Origin of the sequence: Falsiroseomonas sp. HC035 (assembly GCF_050563525.1) — a bacterium.
In the GTDB taxonomy this organism is placed as follows: Bacteria; Pseudomonadota; Alphaproteobacteria; order Acetobacterales; family Acetobacteraceae; genus Falsiroseomonas.
Genome location: NZ_JBNXUN010000001.1, coordinates 249770 through 270029, shown reverse-complemented (window position 1 = coordinate 270029; position 20260 = coordinate 249770). Strand labels below are relative to the sequence as shown.

Sequence of the window (20260 nt, the reverse complement as noted above, 5' to 3'; positions counted from 1 at the left end):
GTAGAGCAATTCCGCGTCAGGCGGAATCGATGCGGTGGCCGCCGGCGCCGTCGAAGACGTGGAAGGCCTGGGCCGGCAGGCGGACCGGCATGGTGGCGCCGATGTTGCTGGCCGGGATCGGCAGCCGCGCCGTCAGGATCTCGCCGCCGGGCAGGGAGCCGTGGATCACGGTCTCCGAGCCCAACGGCTCCACCAGATCCACCGCGAGGGTCAGGCCGCCGTTGCCCGGCTCGATATGCTCCGGCCGGATGCCGAGGATCAGGGGCGTGCCGGCGGTGCCGGGGCGCGGCCCATCGGCGAAGGTGATGGTGGGGCCGGCCTTCAGCACCGCGGCCGTGCCGCCCTGCGCCAGTGTGGCGTCGAGGAAGTTCATGGCGGGCGAGCCGATGAAGCTGGCGACGTAGGTATCCGCGGGCCGCCCCCAGACCTCCATCGGGGAGGCGACCTGCGCCGCGCGGCCCTGGTGCATGACAACCAGGCGGTCGCCCAGCGTCATCGCCTCCACCTGGTCATGTGTGACGAACAGGGAGGTGACGCCGAGGCGCTTCTGCAGGCGGCGGATTTCGGCGCGCATCTGCACGCGCAGCTTCGCGTCGAGGTTCGACAGTGGCTCGTCGAACAGGAACAGCTTGGGCTCCCGCACCACGGCGCGGCCCATGGCGACGCGCTGGCGCTGACCACCCGAAAGCTGGCGCGGCTTGCGGTCCAGCAGCGGGCCGATCTCCAGCATCTGCGCCGCCTCGTCCACCCGGCGGCGGATTTCGGCTGTCTTCATGCCGCGGATCTTCAGGCCATAGGCCATGTTCTCGAAGACCGACATGTGCGGGTACAGCGCGTAGTTCTGGAACACCATGGCGATGTCGCGGTCGGCGGGTTCCAGCGCGGTGACGTCGCGGCCATCGATGCGGACATGGCCGGAGGTCGCGGTCTCCAGCCCTGCCACGATGCGCAGCAAGGTGGATTTGCCGCAGCCCGAGGCGCCGACGACGACGATCATCTCGCCATCCGCGACCTCGAGGTCGATGCCGTGGAGGACCTGGGTCGCAGCGAACTGCTTCTTGACCGAGTTGAGTGTCAGGGTGGCCATTACTTCTCGGTCTCCGTCAGGCCCTTCACGAACCAGCGCTGCATGAACACGACCACCGCGACGGGCGGCAGCATGGCCAGCACGGCGGTGGCCATGATGATGTTCCACTCGTTCTGCGCGTCGCCGGTGCCGATCATCTTGGTCATGCCGACAACGACGGTCTCGAGGTCGCGGTCGGAGACGATGAGCAGCGGCCAGAGGTACTGGTTCCAGCCATAGATGAACAGGATGACGAAAAGCGCCGCGATGTTCGTCACCGACAGCGGCATCACGACATCCTTGAAGAAGCGCATTGGCCCGGCACCATCGATCTTGGCAGCCTCGACGTATTCGTCAGGGATGGTCAGGAAGAACTGCCGGAACAGCAGCGTCGCGGTGGCGCTGGCGATCAGCGGCACCACCAGGCCGGTCATGGTGTTGATGAGGCCAAGGTTCACCATGACCTCGAAGGTCGGGATGATGCGGACTTCCACGGGCAGCATCAGCGTGATGAAGATCAGCCAGAAGGCGATCATGCGGCCGGGGAAGCTGAAGAACACCACGGCGTAGGCCGACAGCAGGGAGATCGCGATCTTCCCGACAGCGATCAGCACCGCCATGTTCAGGCTGTTCCACAGCATCACCCAGGCGGGGACCGACCGCGTGGTGCGCGTGGCGGCGCCGCCCGTCATCCAGGCGGAGACGTAATTCGCCACCGCTTCTCCGCCGAACCACAGCGGCACGTCGCCGCGGCCGATGGTGTTCACGTCATGCGTGGAGCCAACGACGGTGAGCCAGATGGGGAAGGCGAAGATCAGCACGCCGAGGCTCAGCGTGACATAGGCGATCCAGCGGTTGCGGGCGTTGCGGCGCAGGGTGGCGCGGGCGAGGCGGTCGCCCTCGATGTCGGCGGTCGCGAGCATCAGTAGTGCACCTTCCGCTCGATGAAGCGGAACTGCACGGCGGTCAGCAGGATGACGATGACCATCAGGATCACGCTCTGCGCGGCGGAGGAGCCGAAATTCAGGTTCTGCACGCCGTCCACGTACACCTTGTAGATCAGCGTCGTCGTCGCCTGCGCCGGGCCGCCGCCGGTCAGCGCGTGGATGATGCCAAAGGTGTCGAAGAATGCGTAGACGATGTTGACCACCAGCAGGAAGAAGCTGGTCGGGGCCAGCAGCGGGAAGATGATCGTCCAGAAGCGCCGCATCGGGCGCGCGCCGTCGATGGCCGCAGCTTCCAGCACCGCCTTCGGGATGGATTGCAGCCCGGCCATGAAGAAGATGAAGTTGTAGGACACCTGCTTCCATGCGGCCGCCAGGATCACCAGCGTCATCGCCTGGTTGCCGTTCAGCTTGTAGTCCCAGGGGATGCCCAGGCCGTTCAGCATGCGCCCGAACAGGCCGATCTGCGGGTGGAACATGAACAGCCACAGCACGGCGGCGATGGCCGGTGCCACGGCGTAGGGCCAGATCAGCAGGGTCTTGAAGCCATTGGCGCCGCGGATCGCCTTGTCCGCCTGCACCGCCAGGTACAGCGCCGCGCCCAGCGCCAGGATGGCGACGGCGGAGGAGAACACCACCGTGTTCCACCCCGCCGCCAGATAGTTCGGGTCGGCGAAGACGTCCGTGAAATTCTCGAAGCCGACGAACTGGCTGGACAGGCCGAAGGCGTCCTCCCGCAGGAAGGATCCGTAGATGGCCTGCCCGGCCGGCCAGAAGAAGAAGACGCCGGTGATCAGGAGTTGTGGCAACAGCAGCAGCCAGGGAAGCAGCGTGCCTTTGAAGATGACTTTCTTGCGCACGCTGCCTGTTCCTGCTCAGCCGCCGCGATTGGCGCGTTCGAAGTTGCGCAGCACGGCGTTGCCGCGCGTCGTCATGGCGGTGAGGGCCTGTTCCGGGGTCTGCTGGCCCTGGAAGGCCTTCTCCATTTCCTCCTGCATGATCACGCGGATCTCGACGAAGCCGCCGAGGCGGATGCCGCGCGTGTTCTCGGAGGACGCGCCACGCAGCATCTGCTCGATCGGCACGTCGGCACCGATGTTGGCGGGCTGCTGGTAGAAGCCGGTGGCGCGGGCGGATTCGAAGCCGCTGCGGGTAATCGGCAGGTAGCCGGTGTCCATGTGCCACTTGCCGGCCACCGCGGGCTGCGCGGTGTAGGCGAAGAAGTCGGCGATGCCGCGCAGCTCGGCCGCGCTGCGCTGCGTGTTCGGGCCGCGGTTCATCACCCACAGGGCGGCGCCGCCGATGATGGCGTTGGCCGGCTGCGTGCCTTCATAGGTCGGCAGCATGGCGACGCCCCAGTCGAAGCGCGCCTCCCGCTGCACGCGGGCGCGGAAGCCGGAGGAGGTCATCATGATGGCGCATTCGCCACCCGGGAACAGCGGCTCGCCGGCATTGTCGCGGCCGCCCCAGCGGAACAGGCCTTCCTTCTGCCAGTTCACCAGGTTGGTCAGGTGCCGCAGCATCAGCGGGTTGTTGACGCGGAGTTCAGCGTTGGCGCCGCCGAAGCCGTTGCCCTGGGTGGCCAGCGGGATGTTGTGGATGGCGCTGAACTGCTCGATGTGCAGCCAGGTCGGCCAGGCGGTGGACATCGGGCAGGCATGGCCGGAAGCCTTGAGCGCTGTCAGCGCCTGGCCCACGCCTTCCCAGGTGGTTGGGAACTGGTCGGGGTTCAAATTGGCGCGGCGGAAGGCGTCCTTGTTGTAGTAGACGATCGCCGTGCTGCTGTTGAACGGCATCGCCATCTGGCGGCCATCGGCGGCGGCGTAGTAGCCGCGCACGCCTGGCAGGAAGTCGTCGAAGTTGATGTTGACGCCGGCCTGCGACAGCAGTTCATGCGTCGGGATGATGGCGCGGCCGGCATTGATCATGGTGCCGGTGCCGACTTCGAACATCTGCACCAGGTGCGGCGCCTGGCCGGCGCGGAAGGCTGCGATGGCGGCGACCATGGTCTCCGGGTAGCTGCCGCGGAAGGTCGGCACCACGCGGTACTGGGTCTGGCTGTCGTTGAAGCCCTTGACCAGGTTCTCCAGCAGGCCGCCGAGCGGCTGCGACAGGCCGTGCCAGAACTGGATTTCGGTAGGGGCCTGCGCCTGGGCGGGTGCCCCGGCAAGGCTCGCGAGCGCGACGGCGCCCGCCATGATGCTGCGGCGGAACATGGGTCTCTTCTCCCGTTTGGGTGCCGGCGGGCTCTAGACGGCCTGCGTTGCGAGGTTTTTACAGATTTATGTCAGATCGGTGAAGGGGCTGGCACGGTCACATGATCTGCGAGGCAGCGCGCAGCCCGGAGATCATGGAGGACCGCAGCAGGTGCTCCCGGCACCGGGCCGGATCATCGGCCGTGGCCTGCAACTCCGCCAGCAATTCGGCCCGCCGGGCCGGACCGGTCTCCCGCATTCGGGCGCGGTTGCGGTCGGCCTGGGCGATGATTTCGCGGGCGGCGATGGGCTGCCGGCGGCGGGTGTAGCGGTCGAGCAGGGCGTCCTCGGCTTCCCCGCGCCAGACCGGGGCCAGGGTCCCGGCCAGTTCCACCGCATCGTGGATGCCGCCATTCATGCCCATGCCGCCGGAGGGCGAGTTCAGGTGCGCGGCGTCGCCGGCCAGCAGCAGGCGACCGATGCGGTAGGTCTCTACGATCCGCTGGTGGATGCGGTACGGGCGCAGGTCTGGCACGTCATAGGGCGTGTCCTTGGGATGGATTGCCTGCAGCTTCCGCTCGATCGCCGAGGGTTCCAGCGCCTGGTCTACGGATTCGCCGGGCGCTGTGTGCAGCGAGGCACGCCAAAGCCCCGGCACCCGCAGCAGGGAGAAGGTGCCGGAGAAGGCCGGGTGGCGGGTCCAGATGTAGTTGACGTTCGACAGCCCCTCGAACACCTCGTGGAACGGGAAGGGCGTGGTCGCGAGGATCGTGGTTTCGGGATAGGTGTCGCCGGCGAAATCCAGGCCCATGGCGCGGCGGATGATGCTGCGCGCGCCGTCGCACCCGATGGCATAGGGCGCGGCGAAGGATTCGAAGCCGCTGCCGGACAGCGCGACGTGGTCCGCTCCGTGCACCACCGTGTCCACCTTGCAGCCGAAGCGGATCTGCACGGTATCCGCGTGCTCCGCCGCCAGCTTCGCCAGGATGATTCGGGACAGCTTCCACTGCTCGGCCTGCAGCCGGTAGGGGTGGGCGGTATCCTCCCGCAGCACGCCGAGGTCGAACACCGCGCGCGCGCCATCCTCGTGCCGCCGGATCTGCCAGTGCGGCGTCACCAGCCCCTGCGCGATCAGCGGCGCCGCGACCCCGAGCGCATCGAGCATGTCGAGCGAAGGCGGGTGGAAGGTGGAGGCGCGCAGCGCCTCCGAGATGTCGTCCTCCGCGTCCAGCACCAGGCTCGGCAGGCCGAGGGTCGCGAGCTTCAGCGCCAGCACCAGCCCCACCGGTCCGGCGCCGATGATGGCGATGCGGCGGTCGTCTTTCGTCTTCGAGTCCATGCCCGCATCTAATCCCGCAACGCCCGCCGCAGCGAGTCCCGGATCGGCGAGACCAGGTAGGCCAGCGCGCTCCGCGTCTCCCCGAGCACGAAGACCTCCGTCGGCATCCCCGGCGTCAGCCGCAGCCTGGCGATTCGGGACAATTCGCCGGGGTTGATCTCGGCGCGGGCCAGAAAGAAGGGCTGGCCCTGCGCGTCCGCCTGCCGGTCGGCGGAGACGTAGGTGAGGGTGCCGGCCAGCAGCGGCGTGGTGCGCTGGCGCAGCGCGGTCAGGCGGATGTTCACCCGCTGGCCCGGCTGCACCTGTTCCACATCGTTCGGCGCGATGCGCGCCTCCACCACCAATCGGTCGCCGATCGGCACCAGATCGAGCACCGGCTGGCCTTCGGTGATACTGCTGCCGGGGGTGACGAAGCGGATATCGGTGACGATCCCGGCCTCCGGGGCCACCAGATCGCGCCGCGTCCGCGTATTCTCCGCGGCCAGAAGGCGCTGTTCCGCCTCCAGCGCCTGCTGCTGCGCCGCCTGCAATTCGCCGGCGATCTCCTGGGCGCGGGTCAGGCGCAGCGTGGCGAGTTCGGCCTCGGCCTGGGCGATGGATTGGCGGAACTGCGCCTCCTGCGCCGCGTGCAGGCCCATGTCGCCGCGCGCCTGCGCCTCCAGCCGCTCCAGCTCCCGCACCTCCCGCATCCGGGCGAAACCCTGCTGCGCCAGTGGGCGCAGCCCGGCGAGGTCGGCGCGGACGGAGGCCTGGCGCGCGGCGGCGGCGGCGCGCTGGGCGCCGGCGGCCAGAAGCTGTTCGCGCGGCACGGCGGCGCGGCGTTCATAGACGCGCTGGTTGCTGTCGAAGGCCTGCCAGCGCGCCTGGAACAGCCGGCCCTCCGCCAACAGGATCGCAGCCAGGGCCGGGTCGGTGGCGGCGGCTTGGCGGATGCCGGGGGGAATTTCGAATTGGCGGGAGTCCTGTTGTTCGGCGACCAGCCGGGCGGTGCGGGCGGCCAGCGTGCGGGCCAGGGCCCGGGCCTGCACGGCGGTGGCCTCCGCATTGGTGGGGTCGAGGCGGAGCAGCACCTCCCCGGCCTGGACGCGCTGGCCTTCGCGCACCAGCAGGTCCTGCAGGATGCCGGGCTCGGCCAGCATGATCGATTTGCGACGGCCCTCCGCCACCAGCGATCCGCGGGCGAGCACCGCGCGCTCGATCGGCGTGATCGCGGCCCAGGCCAACGTGCCGCCGAATCCCAGCGCCAGCAGCAGCCAGGCGGCGCGCATCGCGCGGCGCAGGTCGGGCGTCTGCGGTCCGGCCGTCTCGAAGTGCAGCGCGATGCGGCGCGGGGCCGGGGCGGCATCCGGCCTGCGGGTCGCCACGGGGCCTGCGGCGAATCGTGTCATGCCGTCGGTCCCTCCACGCGCCAGAGGCCGCCCGGCGCCAGCACCAGGAGCTGGTCGACATGGCCATCCCACAGGGAACCATCGTGGCTGATGACGAGGCAGCAGGCACCATCGTCCCGCGCCGCGAGCACCGCGTCCCGCACCCCCTCCCGCGCCGGCTTGTCCAGACCTGCCTCCGGTTCATCGAGGGCCAGCAGGGCCGGACCGCCGTGCAGGGCGCGGGCGAGGCCGACGAGGCGGCGCTGGCCGGCGGACAGGATCTCGACCGGCGTGGCGTAGCCCTGCGGCAGCCGGCCGATCAACTCATGCGCGCCGGCCAGCCGCGCCGCGTCCACCACCTGGTCCATGTCCTCCGGCCCGCAGCGGGCGATGGCGCGGGCGACGCTGCCCTCCGTCAGCTGCACATCCTGCGGCAGGTAGCCGACGGTCGCGTGGCCGGCGGGCTCGCCATCCAGCAGCACCCGCCCGGCATCCGGCATCGCGAGCTCAAGGGCCAGCCGCAGCAGGCTCGATTTGCCGGCACCGTTCGCGCCGACCACCAGGGTCAGCGTGCCGGGCGGCACGTGCAGCGTGATCCCGCCAAGCACCGGCGCAGCGCCGCCCGGCGGCGTCCAGCGGAGGTCGCGCAGCACCAGGCCGGGCGGTGCGGCACGGTCGGCGGGCCGTGGCGCCGGGGCTGCGTCATCGGAGTGCAGCTCGTCCAGCCGGCGCCAGGCGAGCGCCGCCAGCGCCCAGTCCTGCCAGGCCGCGGCCAGCCTCGCTACCGGCTGCGTCGCCATGCCGGCCAGCAGCATGGCGGCAATGACGCTGCCGGGCGAGGCTCGGTCCGCCAGCGCCAGCAGCACCCCGGCGACGACCACGGCACCCTGCGTGAGGTGCCCGGTCAGGGCCATGACGCCGCGCAGCGCCCGGGCGCGGGTCTCGCCGCGGTCGCTGTCCTCCAGCAGCGTCGGCTGCGCCGCCTGCCAGCGCCGCGTGACGGCATCGAGCATTCCAAGCCCGCGCAGAAGGTCCGCCTGCCGCAGCCGGTCCTGCAGCGTTGCGGCGTGATGCTGGCGCCTGGTCTCGGCGTCCTGCACCGTGCCGCGCGTGGTGCGGTCCAGAGCCAGGCCGAGCAGCGCCAGCACGATGCAGCCAAGGCCCACCACCAGCGCATGGACCGGGTGCAGCAACGCCAGGACGGTGAGCGCCACCGGCACGGCCGCAAGGTCCAGCAGGTCCGCCGGCGTCTCGCCACTGAGGAAGCGCCGCAGCGTGGCGAGGTCGCGCAGCGCCGCGAGGCCCGGTGCGCTGCCGCCCGCCACCGCGCCGCGCAGCGCCGCATGCAGCGTCGCGGGCGCCACACGGTGCAGCACGGCATCCGCCACGGCCGAGACCAGCGCGCCGCGCAGCACGCGCAGCGCGGCGGCCAGCGCCAGGGCCACCGCGAAGGCCAGCGACAGCACCGCCAGCGTATCCAGGTTGCGGCCCTCCACCACGCCGTCGAAGACATGCATGGTCAGCAGCGGCAGGCCGAGCAGCGCCACCTGCCGTGCGACGGACAGCGCGAGCGCGAGGCCTGTTGCCTGGCGCGGGATGGCGGGTGGCAGGGTGCGGGTGCCGCTCATGCCGGCGCGGCCAGGGCACGGCGCCGCTCGGTGGCCAGAAGCTGGCCGGACCGCAGCACCACCACGCGATCCGCCGCCGAAAGCAGCGCCGGGCGGTGGGAGCTCAGCAGCACGGCGGTGCCGCGAGAGGCCAACTCGCGCAGCATCCGCACCAGTCCGGCCTCGCCCTCCGCGTCGAGGAAGGCGGATGGCTCGTCCAGCACCAGCAGGCCGGGGTCGCGGTACAGCGCCCGCGCCAGGGCGAGGCGCTGGCGCTGGCCGGCGGAGAACTGCGGACCGATTGGCGTCGCGTAGCCCTGCGGCAGGGACGCCACCATCGCATGCGCCTCCGCCAGCCTTGCTGCGCGCAGCACGGCTGGCAGGTCCGGCTCCTCGAGCCGCGCGATCGCCTCGGCCACCGTGCCATCGGTGAGCAGTGGGTCCTGCGGCAGGTAGCCGGCGTGGCGGGCGAGATCGGCGCGTGCCCATTGCGCGGTGGCATGGCCATCGAGGGTGCAGAGCCCGGCCGAGGGGCGGACCATGCCGATGGCGATGCGCAGCAGCGTCGTCTTGCCGGACCCGGTGCCGCCGGCAAGCGCGACGATCTCGCCGGGGGAAACCTCCAACACCACGTCGCGCAGCAGCGCACGGGCGGCGCCGGAATGGGCGAAGCTGACCCGGTCCAGCACCAGGCGCGGGGTGCGGCAGGGGTAGGCGAGGGTGGGACCGGCTTCCGCAGCGCCGAGCGCCCCGAGCCGCAGCCAGGCCGCGCGCGCCGCGCCGGCTTCGTGCAGGGCGGCGCCGAGGCGGGCGAAGGGCGCCACGGCCTGCCCGGTGACCAGCATCGCCAGCACCATGCCGAATCCGACCGGCACATCCAGCGCGAGCAGCAGCGCGCCCACCACCAACGCGCCCCCGGCGCCGAGGGCCTGCAGGCTGCCGAGGCCGGCCGCGATGCGCCGGGCGATGGTCCGCGCGCGGCGTAGCGCGGCATCGGCGGGCGCCGCCCCGGTCTGCCAGCCGGCGACGAGCCGGTCGCGCATCCCCATCGCCGCGATGGCCTCGGCGCAGCGCAGCGCATCGGCGACCTGTCCGGCGAGTCGCGCCTGCGCCGCCTCGGCCTCGGCCAAGTCACGGCGGGTCAGGCGTTCGCCGAGCAGGCTCAGCATCGCGGCGATGCCGCAGCAGGCCAGCGCCCAGGTTGCGAAGGCCCAGTGAAAGACCAGCAGCAGCAGGATCAGGACCGGCGCCAGCAGCGCGTCCGCGAGGCCCGTCAGCAGCGGACCGCAGACGGTGCGCCGCAGCGCCTCCACGTCCCGCAGCGCCTGTCCCGCCACGCGATCCGCACCGGGATCGCGTTGTGCCGCGGCACGCACCAGCGGCCCGGCCAGGCGCCGTGCCAGGCGGTGGGAGACGGCGATCAGGCCGAGCGCGCGGAGCTGCTCCAGCCCCAGCAGCAGCGCGACGGCGAGGCCTATTGCGATGGCAAGGCCCGCCAGGGTCCAGCCATTGCCGGTCGGCAGCACCAGTTGCCAGATCGCCAGCTTGGCCGCGACCACGCCGAAACCGGCCAGGCTGATCGCCAGCCCCAATGCCAGGGCGAAGCGTGAAGCGGCCAGGATTTCCGAGCGCGCCAGCAGCGCCGGGCTGTCTGCCGCAGGGTCCGGCTGCGCCGCCATCACAGCGCCAGCAGCAGGGCGAAGCCGATCAGCGCGCCGAGGCTGACCAGCGCCAGCAGCGTACCCAGCGCCACCTGCCAGGCATCCGGCCCGCGCGGCGCCGCCGGGGGCGCGGCCGGCAGCCGGGCGAGGCGGTCATCGAGCCGCGCCATCCAGGCTTCCAGCACCGCAAGCCGCTGTTCCGCGTCCGGGGCCATGCGGACCGGAACCACTGCCTGAAGCCGCGCCTCCAGCGCCTGCTGGCCCTGCACGAGCTGGTTGATGACCTGGACGACCTGCGAATGCGGCGGCTCGACCCGTCGCTGCGGCGGCAGCAGCACGGCACCGCCGGCGGCGGCGCGGGCGACCACCTGGAGGTCGGGCAGGCGCGCGGCCCAGGCCGGTTGCAGGGCGAAGCGGAAGCCGTGGGCGCCATCGCCGATGCCGGCCGGCACCAGGTCGCCGCGCGCATGGTCGGCCGGCGCGACGGCGAGGATGCCGCCGTCCAGGCGCAGTTCCACCAGCACGCGGTGCCGCGGCGCGCCCGGCTCGAAGGCCCAGCCGCTGATCTCGCCAAGGGTCGCCTGCTCGACGCAGCCGCGGATCACCGGCCGGCCGCGCGGGTCAAGGGCCGCGTTCATGCGCGGGGCCGGGCAGGGCCGGAGAGGTGCGGCGGGTCACGCCGCTGAGGTTAGTGTAAAAAGCGCCCGGCTCAAATCGCGTCGGGCGCAAGTCGCGTGATCAGGGGTCTTCGCGCGTCAGCAGGCTTTCCAGGTAGGTGCCGTAGCCGCTGTTGCGCAGCGGCGCCGCCAGGGCGCGCAGCTGGTCGCCATCGATGAAGCCCATGCGCCAGGCGACTTCCTCGGGGGCTGCCACCTTCTGGCCGGTGCGCTTCTCGATGGCGCGGACGAATTCGCCGGCCTCGAGCAGGCTGTCATGCGTGCCGGTATCCAGCCAGGCATAGCCACGCCCGAGGCGGACCACCCGCAGCGAGCCCTCGTCCAGGTAGACCCGGTTGAGGTCGGTGATCTCCAGCTCGCCGCGCGGCGAAGGCGCCAGCGCCTTGGACAGCGCCGCGGCGCGGCCATCGTAGAAATACAGCCCGGTCACCGCCCAGTCGGAGCGCGGCAGCGTCGGCTTCTCCTCGATCGTCAGCGCCCGGCTCTGCCCATCGAACTCCACCACGCCGTAGCGGTGCGGATCGGCGACGCGGTAGGCGAAGACGGTGGCGCCACTTCCGGTCGCGTTGGCCTGCGCTTCCTTCATCCGTTCCTCCAGGTCGTGCCCGTGGAACAGGTTGTCGCCGAGCACCAGCGCGCAGGGCTGGCCGGCCAGGAATTCCTCGGCCAGCACGAAGGCATGGGCGATGCCGCGCGGCTTGTCCTGCTCGGCGTATTCCAGCTTCAGGCCCCAGCGTTCGCCATCGCCCAGCAGGCGTCGGAACAGGGGCAGGTCGTGCGGCGTCGAGATGATCATGATCTCGCGGATGCCGGCCAGCATCAGCACCGACAGCGGGTAGTAGACCATCGGCTTGTCGAACACCGGCAGCAGCTGCTTCGAGACGGCGAGAGTCGCCGGATGCAGCCGCGTGCCCGAGCCGCCCGCCAGGACGATGCCCTTCATGCCGTAGTCTCCAGATCGTGTGGGGATATCAAGATGCCGGCCCGACCAGCGTGTCCAGGCAGGTGGCCAAGGATTGCCGCCAATCCGCCGGAGCGATGCCGTGCACGGCGCCGATCCGGCTGCAATCGAGCCGACCGTCGGGGGGGCGCACGGCGCGGGTCGGGAAATCCGCGGTGGTGATGGCGGTGACGCGCGGCTGCTTGTGGCCGCGCCGCGCCGCCTCGGCCACGATCGCCTCGGCGAAGCCGTGCCAGGTGGTGTGCGGCGCGCCGGTCAGGTGGAACAGGCCGAACGCCGCATCGCCCGCCGGCGCCGCCAGCAGCCGCGGCGCCATGTAAGCCACCGCCTCGGCGAGGTCGGCGGCGAAGGTCGGCGCGCCATGCTGGTCGGCGACGACGCGCAGCTCATCGCGCTCCGCCGCCAGGCGCAGCATGGTCTTCACGAAGTTCGCGCCATCCGGGCTGCACACCCAGGCGGTGCGCAGCACCACGCTGCGCGGGTTGGCGGCCAGCACCGCACGCTCCCCTTCCTCCTTGCTGCGGCCATAGACGCCGAGCGGGGAGGGGCTGTCCGTTTCCAGGTAGGGCGCGCCCTTGCCGCCGTCGAAGACATAGTCGGTGGAGAAATGCACGAAGGGCGCGCCGTGGTCGGCAGCGGCGGCGGCCAGCCGCGCGGCGCCGGCGCAGTTCACCGCGAAGGCCAGCGCCTCCTGGTCCTCGGCGCGGTCGACCGCGGTGTAGGCGGCGGCGTTGACGACGAGGTCCGGTCGCGCCGCGGCAATGGCGGCGGCGACGGAGGCATCGTCCGTCAGGTCAAGCTCCGGCGGCTCCAGCGCCGTGACCTCATGCCCATCGAGGCGGCGCACCAGCGCCCGCGCCACCTGGCCCTCGCGGCCCGCGATCAGGACGCGCATCAGAAGGCCGGCCCGAGATCGGCGAGGCGCGGCGCGCGGCGGTCCTTGTCGGACAGCGTCGCAGCCGCCGGGTCGAAGCCCCAGTCGATGGCGAGCGCCGGGTCGTCCCAGGCCAGCGATCGGTCACACTCCGGCGCGTAGAGGGCGGTGACCTTGTAGGCCACCTCGGTCTCCGGCTCCCGCGTGATGAAGCCATGCGCGAAGCCCGGCGGCACCCAGAGCATCAGCCCGTTCTCGCCGGAAAGTTCGGCGGCGACATGCTGGCCGAAGCTCGGCGAATCGCGGCGCAGGTCGACCGCCACATCCAGGATGCGCCCGCGCAGGGCCCGCACCAGCTTGCCCTGGGCGTGTGGTGGGGTCTGGAAATGCAGGCCGCGCACGGTGCCGACATGGACGGACAGGGACTGGTTGTCCTGCACGAACTCATCCGGAATACCGACCGCCGCGAAGTCCCGGCGCGAATAGGTCTCGACGAAGGCGCCGCGGGCATCGGCGAAGCGCCGCACGGAGACCAGCAGCGGGCCCTCGATCGCCAGGGCCTGGGACTCGACGTTTCCGGCGCGTCGGGTGGGGAACGGGGCGACCCGATCCGGCATGCAGTGTTCTCCGAGGGCGATGGCGCAATCGGAGCTTCCTTAGTGCAGGCGGGGGCCCGGGCAAAGTGCACTAGACCGCGAGCGGCTCCGCCTCCGGCTCCCCGCCCGCCGCCAGCTTCTCCACCAAATCGAGCTGGCGCGGCAGGCAGCGGGTGCGCAGGTCGTAGCGGGCGATGATGTCGGCGCGCGCGGTGGCAGCCAGGGCGCCATGGCGCGAGGGGTCCGCGAGCACGCCCGACACCTGGCGTGCCAGGGCATCGGGATCAAAGAACGGCACCACCAGGCCATTGCGGCCGTGCTCGAGCACCTCCGTCACCGGCGAGGTGTCGGAGCCGATGATGAGGGCGCCGCAGGCCATCGCCTCCAGCATCGACCAGGACAGCACGAAGGGGTAGGTCAGGTAGATGTGCGCCCGGGTGATCCGGAACAGGTTGTGCAGCTCGTCGTGCGGCACGCGTCCGGTGAAGTGGATGCGGGACAGATCGAGCGAGGGGCCGAGCTCGGCCAGCAGCTTCGCCTTCCAGTTCTCCGCATCCTCCGGCTTCTTGCCGTAGGAGACTTCGTTGCCGCCGACGATGATGGTGTGCAGGTTCGGGCGCTCGCGTTGCAGCCGCGGCAGGGCGCGCATCATCGTGGGGAAGCCGCGATAGGGTTCCAGGTTGCGCGCGACGTAGGAGATCACCTCCTCCCCCCGGTCGAAGCGGCGGCCCTGCGGGGTGGTGAAGACGGCCTGCGGGTCCGGCGCGCAGCGCTGGGTGTCCACCCCCTCATGCAGGCAGGTGATGCGGCGCCGCGCCCAGTCCGGGTAGCGGCTCCATTGCCAGCGTGTCGGGCTGAGGCCCCAGTCGGCGGCCTGGAGGGAGATGAGCTGCGTCGCGTTCAGCATCCGGATGCGCGCGGCATCGTCGAGGCCGACGGGCTGCGTGGGATCGAAGCCGAGGTCCTGGCCCACAGAATTGTAGTAGAACTCCCAGTAGAAAAGCGTCCGCGCCTGCGGAAACACGTCCTTCAGGAACAGGCCCTCGCCCCAGCCGGGGTGGCAGACGATGATGTCCGGCCGCATGCCCTTGTCGCGCAGCTGGACCAGCCGGTTCGCCAAATGCTGGCCGCGCCGTGTCGAGGCCTCCAGCGAGCGGAGGTAGCGATGCGTCGCCTCCCCGGCGCCCTTCGGCGCGCCATAGGCGATGTATTCGACGCCGGGGGCGGCATGGCCGGGCTTTTCGCCGACCGCCCAGACCTTCACCCCCGCGCGCTGCGCCAGCGCCGGCGCCAGGTGGGCCCACTGGCCGGGGAAGTTCTGGTGGATGAACAGGGCGCGCAACGGGCGGCGGGGCAGCAGCAGGGCCATCATCTCTCCGGGCCGGAAGGGGCCGGGTTTCGTTGCGGATCAGCCTGTGGGGCGGCGCCGTCCGGGTCAAGGCGCCACCCCGCCGGGCGACCGCCGGGGTGGTCGGGCTGCCCGGCCGATGGCAGGCTGGGCGCCTTATTGGAAAGGAACGCGGCCATGGCCGACACTCGCCGGAAGCCGGAAGACCTGCGCAGCCATCGCTGGTTCGGCGCCGAGGATCTGCGCGCCTTCGGGCACCGGTCCCGCATGTTGCAGATGGGCTTTTCCGAAAGCGATTTCCGCGGCAAGCCGGTGATCGGCATCATCAACACCTGGTCGGAACTCAGCCCCTGCCACTTCCACTTCCGCACCCGGGCGGAGGAAGTGAAGCGCGGCGTCTGGCAGGCCGGTGGCTTCCCGGTGGAACTGCCGGCGCATCCGGTGACCGAGCAGTACATGAAGCCGTCCAGCATGCTGTACCGCAACCTGCTGGCGATGGAGACGGAGGAGTTGGCCCGCAGCCAGCCCTGCGACGGGCTGGTGCTGCTGGGTGGCTGCGACAAGACGCCGCCCGGCCTGGTGATGGGCGCGCTGTCCGCCGGGCTGCCCTTCATCTTCGTGCCCGCCGGGCCGATGAACAGCGGCAACTGGCGCGGAAAATCGCTGGGGTCGGGCTCGGACGCCTGGAAGTACCACGCGGAACTGCGCGCCGGCACGATCAGCCAGGCGCAGTGGAAGGACATGGAGGGCGGCATGGCCCGGTCCTTCGGCACCTGCATGACCGCCGGCACGGCGGCCACCATGATGCTGGCGGTGGAGGCGATGGGGCTCACGCTGCCCGGTGCCAGTTCCATCCCCGCCGCGGACAGCGCGCATCCCCGGATGGCGACCGAATCGGGCAAGCGGATCGTCGAGATGGTCTGGACCGACCAGAGCCCGGCCGCGCTGCTCACCCAGGGCAGCATCGACAACGCCGTGGCGGCGACCATGGCCTTCGGCGGGTCCACCAACGCCATCGTCCACATCATCGCCATGGCGCGCCGCGCCGGGCTGGAGTTGGACCTGGAGCGGTTCGACGCGATCAGCCGCCGGGTGCCGCTGATCGCCAACCTGCGGCCGAATGGCGACACCTACCTGATGGCCGATTTCTTCTTCGCCGGCGGTTCCCGCGCCTTCCTCAACCGGCTGTCGCCGCATCTGGACCTGTCGGCGAGGACGGTGTCCGGCGCGACGCTGGGCGAGGACATCGCCGATGCGGATGTGTTCAACGAGGAGATCATCCGCCCGCTGAACCGCCCGTTGCAGGCCGAAGGCGGGCTCGCGGTGCTGAAGGGCTCGCTGGCGCCGCGCGGCGCCGTCATCAAGACCAGTGCGGCCGACCCGAAGCTGCTGGTGCATACCGGCCCGGCGGTGGTGTTCGACACCTATGCGGACCTCAAGAAGCGCCTGGACGACCCGGATCTGGAGGTGACGGCCGACAGCGTGCTGGTGCTGCGCTCCTCCGGCCCGCAGGGCGGCCCCGGCATGCCCGAATGGGGGATGATGCCGATCCCGCAGAAGCTGCTGAAGCAGGGGGTGCGGGACATGGTGCGGCTGTCCGATGCCCGGATGTCCGGCACCAGCTATGGCACCTGCGTGCTGCATGTGGCGCCCGAGAGCCATGTCGGCGGGCCGCTGGCGCTGGTGCGGGATGGCGACCTGATCCGGCTCGACGTCCCGAACCGGACGCTGGACCTGCTGGTGGAGCCGGCGGAGATGGAACGGCGGCGCGATGCCTGGGTGAAGCCGGCGACCCGCTATGCCCGCGGCTGGACCGCGCTGCACCTGGATCAGGTCAGCCAGGCAGATGAGGGCTGCGACCTGCGCTTCCTGGAGGCGGGAGCACCGACGCCGGAGCCGGACATCTACTGATCCGCGTCACGCGATGAGCCTCACGCCGGCGCCGCGTGCGGATCGGCGACGCCGGCCATCGCGTTGCGCGGGTTCTCCTGCTGCGCGATGCGGGACAGCAGGGACAGGGCGGCGGAGTAGTAGTCCGGGCTGCGGGCGATGCCGGGCAGCGGGTGCGCGACACGGCCGTTCGACCCGGCCGCGGTGATCACCTCCGCCACCGCCTCGATGCCGGCGGGCGCGGTGTAGGGGGAAAGCTGGCCGTTGCGCAGATCCGTCCAGGCCGGGCGCGCGGCCAGGTTCGGGTCGTTCCAGAACCGGGTGGCGGCGCGCAGGGCCGGCTCCGAGGTCATCCCCGCCCAGGCCAGGTGCAGCGGCACCCGCACCGCGTCGAAGGAAAAGCGCGCCGGCCAGCCGGCGGCGGGCTGCACGATGCCGGCCTGGCGGCCACGGCCGATCTCCACCCAGTCGGCCGGCAGGCCCCAGCGGCCGTAGCGCATGCCGCGCAGCATCCCGACGCCGTCATCGATCAGGCGGCCCCAGGCCCGGTCGGGCAGGGCTGTGGCCAGGGCGCGCAGCGCGGGGAAGGCGTAGTAGGAGGGGTTGGTCACCACCCGGTCGGAATGTTCGAAGCCGAAGGCACCTGGCAGCAGCACGGTGCGACCATCCACCTCCACCACCAGCTTGCGCAGGATCGCCTGTGCCATCGCCTGTGCCTCCCGCCGGTAGGCCGGCACCTGCCAGCGATCGGCAGCGCGCAGCAGGGCCCAGGCAATGTAGAGGTCGCCATCCGTGGCATTGTTGCGGTCCGCCACCGGGTTCGCGGCGGTGGGCACGAAGCGCCAGGCGTGCAGGCCATCGGTGCGGCGCAGCCGGGTGCGGGTCCAGCGGTGGATGCGCTCGAAGGCCTGGCGATCCCCGAAGGATTCGGCGAACAGCAGGCCGTAGCCCTGACCCTCGCTGTGCGAGATGCCGGCATTGCCGGTATCGACGACGCGGCCCTCCCCGGTGACGAAGCGGGCCTGGAAGGCGCGCCATTCGGAGCCGGAATCCTGCACCGCGCGCATCGGCATCGCGGGCGCGGCCTGCTGCGGGTTGCGGGCGGCGCTGCCGGCCGGCAGCAGGGCCAGCATCGCGCTCATCCCGCCGACAAGGCGGCGACGCGTGGCGGAGGCCAGCGGCATGGTGGGCTCCACCGGCGCGCCATACGGGTTGGTGCGCGACCGCGGTTCGGACCGGAGCAGGGATTCGGCGAGCATCGAGGCAGTCTCCATCAAGGCCGCCTGGGGCAGGCGGGCGGGCGGCCGGTCGGGCACGAGCGGTGGGTATCGGCGGTGGGTGTGGCCGGTGGGTATGGCCGGTGGCTCAGGCGCTGCGGAGCAGCAGGCGGGCGCGCAGGCCGCGGTCCGGAAGTGTCCAGACGTCCATCCGGCCGCCCTGTAGCGCGACCAGCCGGCGGGCAATCGCGATTCGGAGGCGCTGCTCGGTTTCCGCCACCTCCGGGCGGCGCAGGGTCGGGGCGCTCGGGCGGATCACGAGGTCGAGCCGCGCCTGCCCGACGCCGGCATCCACCGAAAGCTCCGCCGCGCCGGCGGGCAGCGCAGGTTGGGCACCGGAAGCCTGCGCCGGGACGGGCTGTTGGCCGAGCGTCAGCGCCGCGAGCAGGACCATGGCTCGCACCAGCCGAGGTCCGTCGAGATTGAAGGCCGGATCGGCATCCGGCTGCAGGATCAGGCGCCGGCCGCAACGCAGCCCGAGGCCACCGAGACCGGACGAGACCAGGCCGAGCAATCCATGCGCCGAGATCGGCGTGTGCTGCGGCTGCGCCAGGCCGTCCTCAAGCTCGGCCAGGTCCATCAACTCGTCGAGCAGGGCGAGCAGGCCCACGGCAGGGGCCGGGACGCCGCAGGCATCCTTGCGCGGGACGGCACGCATCAGGTCCCCGAGCGGGCCGCGCAGGTCCTGCGCCACCGCCTCCACGCCATTACCCTCGGCATCAACCCGCTGCGCCAGCGCGTGCAGCAGGGCCTCCGCCGCACCGGCGGGATCGGCCGGGGTGACGGTGTCCGGAGCAGCGGCGGGCCCACGCTCGGCGCGGCGGGACGGGGCGCGGGCGAAGCGCGGCGGCGGAGTCGGGATCGGCGCCAGGGCCGCCGCGGCGGTCGGGCGACGGGTCCAGGCGGCGGGGATGGCATTCCCCAGGATGCCACGGCGCAGCGCGGCGCGAGCGAGTGCGTCCTGCACCATCCGCGCCAACTCGGCGCCGCGCATCGGCTTGTGCAGCATCCCGAAGGCGCCGATCCGCGCCGCCGCCATGCCTTGCGCGGCGGAGGCATATCCGGTGATCAGCACCACCTCCAGCGCCTGCGCCTCGGCCCGGCCGCGGAGCGCCGCTTCCGCCAGGGCGAGCCCGTCCATGCCGGGCATACGGATGTCGCTGACCAGGGTCGCGATGTCCGGGCGCCGGCGCAGCACCGCCAGCGCGGCCTCCGCCGATTCGCTGGGCAGCACGTTCAGGCCGCGGCGGCTGAGGTTGGCCACCAGTTCCGCCAGCACCTCACCCTCGTCGTCAACCAGCAGCACCGACAGGTCCGTTGCGGCGGCCTGGACGATCTGCCGCGCAGGTCGCAGGGCGAGCGCGGGCGCCCCCAATGCGGGAGTCCCCTTGAGGAGCGAACGCATAACGCTGCCGTGGCCTGCCTGGATGTTCATGGTGCGGCTCCGTCTCGCTGGTCTCATTCGGGAAACGAGGCGGGGCCGGAGGTCCGGGCCGCCCCGTGGAAGCGGCCCAATGAATGAAAGGTTAACGCGTCGTCGTGTTGTCCCGATTGTTAGGGAAATCACTCGGAACGACGACAAACTGCGCTCGACGTCATCCTACGTCCTCCGCTAGATGTCTTTGTCGTCGCGCGTCTCCAGCTTGGGAGACAGAAGTCGGCGTGGGAGACATGGCATGACGATGCGGACGGTGGCCGCCCGCCCGGGTGCCATGGAAGTTGCGGTGCGGGCCGAGGAGACGGTGGGCCTGGCGCGTCCGCAGGGCCCGCTCGTGCTGCTGGCCGATGACGAGCGCGAGCTGACGGACGAGATGGCGGCCTACCTGGCGCGCTACGGCCTGCGCACGGTCGTTGCCAATTCCTACACCGCCGCCCTGACCATCATCGAGACGCAGCAGCTCGACGCCATCATCCTGGACCAGCGCCTGGGCCCGGTGGACACGCTGCCGCATCTGCCGGAGCTGCGCGCGCTGACCAGCGCGCCGATCCTGGTCGTCACCGGGAACCGGGAGGAGACGGACCGGGTGCTGGGGCTGGAACTCGGGGCCGACGACTTCCTGGTGAAGCCGGTCTCGGGGCGGGAGCTGGTGGCGCGGCTGCGCGCGCGGATACGCCGACCCGCAGGCCCACCACCGGCGCCGCGGCGGGACCGCTGGCGGCTGATGCCAGTGGAACGCCGCCTGGTGCGGCCGGATGGCAGCCTGCTGGAACTGACCGGGGCCGAGTTCGACCTGATGGCCGCGTTGGCCGCCATGCCCGGCGAGGTCCAGACGCGGGAGGCGCTGACGCAGCAGGTGTTCCGGCGCAACTGGCGGCCGGGCGACCGCGCGGTGGACAACGCGGTGCTGCACCTGCGCCAGAAGCTGGCGCCGGAACTTGGCGAGCGCTGCATCATCACCATCCGCCAGGTCGGTTACGTCTTCATTGGCTTCCCGACTGGCTGATAGGCGCGGGGCCC

The 20260-nt window shown here is 71.5% G+C and carries 17 protein-coding genes; 2 read left to right on the top strand and 15 right to left on the bottom strand.

Annotated features, from left to right (window positions below):
- Positions 1–16 precede the first annotated feature (16 nt).
- From ugpC to ACLF3G_RS01300, 13 genes are all read right to left on the bottom strand, one after another.
- Positions 17–1087 (bottom strand): sn-glycerol-3-phosphate ABC transporter ATP-binding protein UgpC, encoded by a 1071-nt coding sequence (gene ugpC, locus ACLF3G_RS01360; protein ID WP_430667517.1) that lies wholly within the window; start codon positions 1085–1087, stop codon positions 17–19.
- Positions 1087–1989 carry a sn-glycerol-3-phosphate ABC transporter permease UgpE gene (gene ugpE / locus ACLF3G_RS01355; protein ID WP_430667516.1) on the bottom strand — a complete coding sequence of 301 codons (903 nt, stop codon included), beginning with the start codon at positions 1987–1989 and terminating at the stop codon, positions 1087–1089. Before ugpE ends, ugpC begins: the two co-directional genes overlap by 1 nt.
- Positions 1989–2870, bottom strand: coding sequence for a sn-glycerol-3-phosphate ABC transporter permease UgpA (gene ugpA, locus ACLF3G_RS01350; protein WP_430667515.1), 882 nt, complete (start codon positions 2868–2870; stop codon positions 1989–1991). The genes ugpE and ugpA overlap by 1 nt, the downstream gene beginning before the upstream one ends.
- A gap of 15 nt (positions 2871–2885) precedes the next feature.
- The gene (gene ugpB / locus ACLF3G_RS01345; protein ID WP_430667514.1) at positions 2886–4226 is read right to left on the bottom strand and encodes a sn-glycerol-3-phosphate ABC transporter substrate-binding protein UgpB; all 1341 of its coding nucleotides are present in this window, start codon (positions 4224–4226) and stop codon (positions 2886–2888) included.
- Positions 4227–4323: 97 nt separating this feature from the next.
- On the bottom strand, positions 4324–5544 hold the full coding sequence (locus ACLF3G_RS01340; RefSeq protein ID WP_430667513.1) for an FAD-dependent oxidoreductase: 1221 nt from the start codon (positions 5542–5544) through the stop codon (positions 4324–4326).
- An 8-nt stretch (positions 5545–5552) separates the two neighbouring features.
- Positions 5553–6932 (bottom strand): HlyD family type I secretion periplasmic adaptor subunit, encoded by a 1380-nt coding sequence (locus ACLF3G_RS01335; RefSeq protein ID WP_430667512.1) that lies wholly within the window; start codon positions 6930–6932, stop codon positions 5553–5555.
- Positions 6929–8539 (bottom strand): ATP-binding cassette domain-containing protein, encoded by a 1611-nt coding sequence (locus tag ACLF3G_RS01330; RefSeq protein WP_430667511.1) that lies wholly within the window; start codon positions 8537–8539, stop codon positions 6929–6931. The genes ACLF3G_RS01335 and ACLF3G_RS01330 overlap by 4 nt, the downstream gene beginning before the upstream one ends.
- A complete protein-coding gene (locus ACLF3G_RS01325; RefSeq protein ID WP_430667510.1) occupies positions 8536–10197 on the bottom strand; it encodes an ATP-binding cassette domain-containing protein in 1662 nt (553 codons plus the stop codon). The genes ACLF3G_RS01330 and ACLF3G_RS01325 overlap by 4 nt, the downstream gene beginning before the upstream one ends.
- Positions 10197–10817 carry a hypothetical protein gene (locus ACLF3G_RS01320; RefSeq protein ID WP_430667509.1) on the bottom strand — a complete coding sequence of 207 codons (621 nt, stop codon included), beginning with the start codon at positions 10815–10817 and terminating at the stop codon, positions 10197–10199. The genes ACLF3G_RS01325 and ACLF3G_RS01320 overlap by 1 nt, the downstream gene beginning before the upstream one ends.
- Positions 10818–10917: 100 nt before the next feature.
- Positions 10918–11799: a glucose-1-phosphate thymidylyltransferase RfbA gene (rfbA, locus tag ACLF3G_RS01315; protein ID WP_430667508.1), complete on the bottom strand. Its 882-nt coding sequence runs from the start codon at positions 11797–11799 to the stop codon at positions 10918–10920.
- 28 nt (positions 11800–11827) lie between these two features.
- Positions 11828–12712: a dTDP-4-dehydrorhamnose reductase gene (gene rfbD, locus ACLF3G_RS01310; RefSeq protein ID WP_430667507.1), complete on the bottom strand. Its 885-nt coding sequence runs from the start codon at positions 12710–12712 to the stop codon at positions 11828–11830.
- Positions 12712–13308, bottom strand: a complete 597-nt coding sequence (gene rfbC, locus ACLF3G_RS01305) for a dTDP-4-dehydrorhamnose 3,5-epimerase (RefSeq protein WP_430667506.1) — start codon at positions 13306–13308, stop codon at positions 12712–12714. The genes rfbD and rfbC overlap by 1 nt, the downstream gene beginning before the upstream one ends.
- Before the next feature lie 70 nt (positions 13309–13378).
- Positions 13379–14659: a glycosyltransferase family 4 protein gene (locus ACLF3G_RS01300; protein WP_430667505.1), complete on the bottom strand. Its 1281-nt coding sequence runs from the start codon at positions 14657–14659 to the stop codon at positions 13379–13381.
- A gap of 153 nt (positions 14660–14812) precedes the next feature.
- On the opposite strand from ACLF3G_RS01300, the gene araD reads away from it, so the two are divergent.
- Positions 14813–16546, top strand: a complete 1734-nt coding sequence (araD, locus tag ACLF3G_RS01295) for an L-arabinonate dehydratase (RefSeq protein WP_430667504.1) — start codon at positions 14813–14815, stop codon at positions 16544–16546.
- Positions 16547–16566: 20 nt separating this feature from the next.
- Here the strand turns inward: araD and ACLF3G_RS01290 are convergent, their stop codons facing one another.
- Positions 16567–17784 carry a glycosyl hydrolase family 8 gene (locus ACLF3G_RS01290; protein ID WP_430667503.1) on the bottom strand — a complete coding sequence of 406 codons (1218 nt, stop codon included), beginning with the start codon at positions 17782–17784 and terminating at the stop codon, positions 16567–16569.
- A 106-nt stretch (positions 17785–17890) separates the two neighbouring features.
- Positions 17891–19237: a response regulator gene (locus tag ACLF3G_RS01285; RefSeq protein ID WP_430667502.1), complete on the bottom strand. Its 1347-nt coding sequence runs from the start codon at positions 19235–19237 to the stop codon at positions 17891–17893.
- 241 nt (positions 19238–19478) lie between these two features.
- Here ACLF3G_RS01285 and ACLF3G_RS01280 point away from each other — a divergent pair, with 241 nt between their 5' ends.
- Positions 19479–20246, top strand: coding sequence for a response regulator transcription factor (locus ACLF3G_RS01280; protein ID WP_430667501.1), 768 nt, complete (start codon positions 19479–19481; stop codon positions 20244–20246).
- Positions 20247–20260 lie beyond the last annotated feature (14 nt).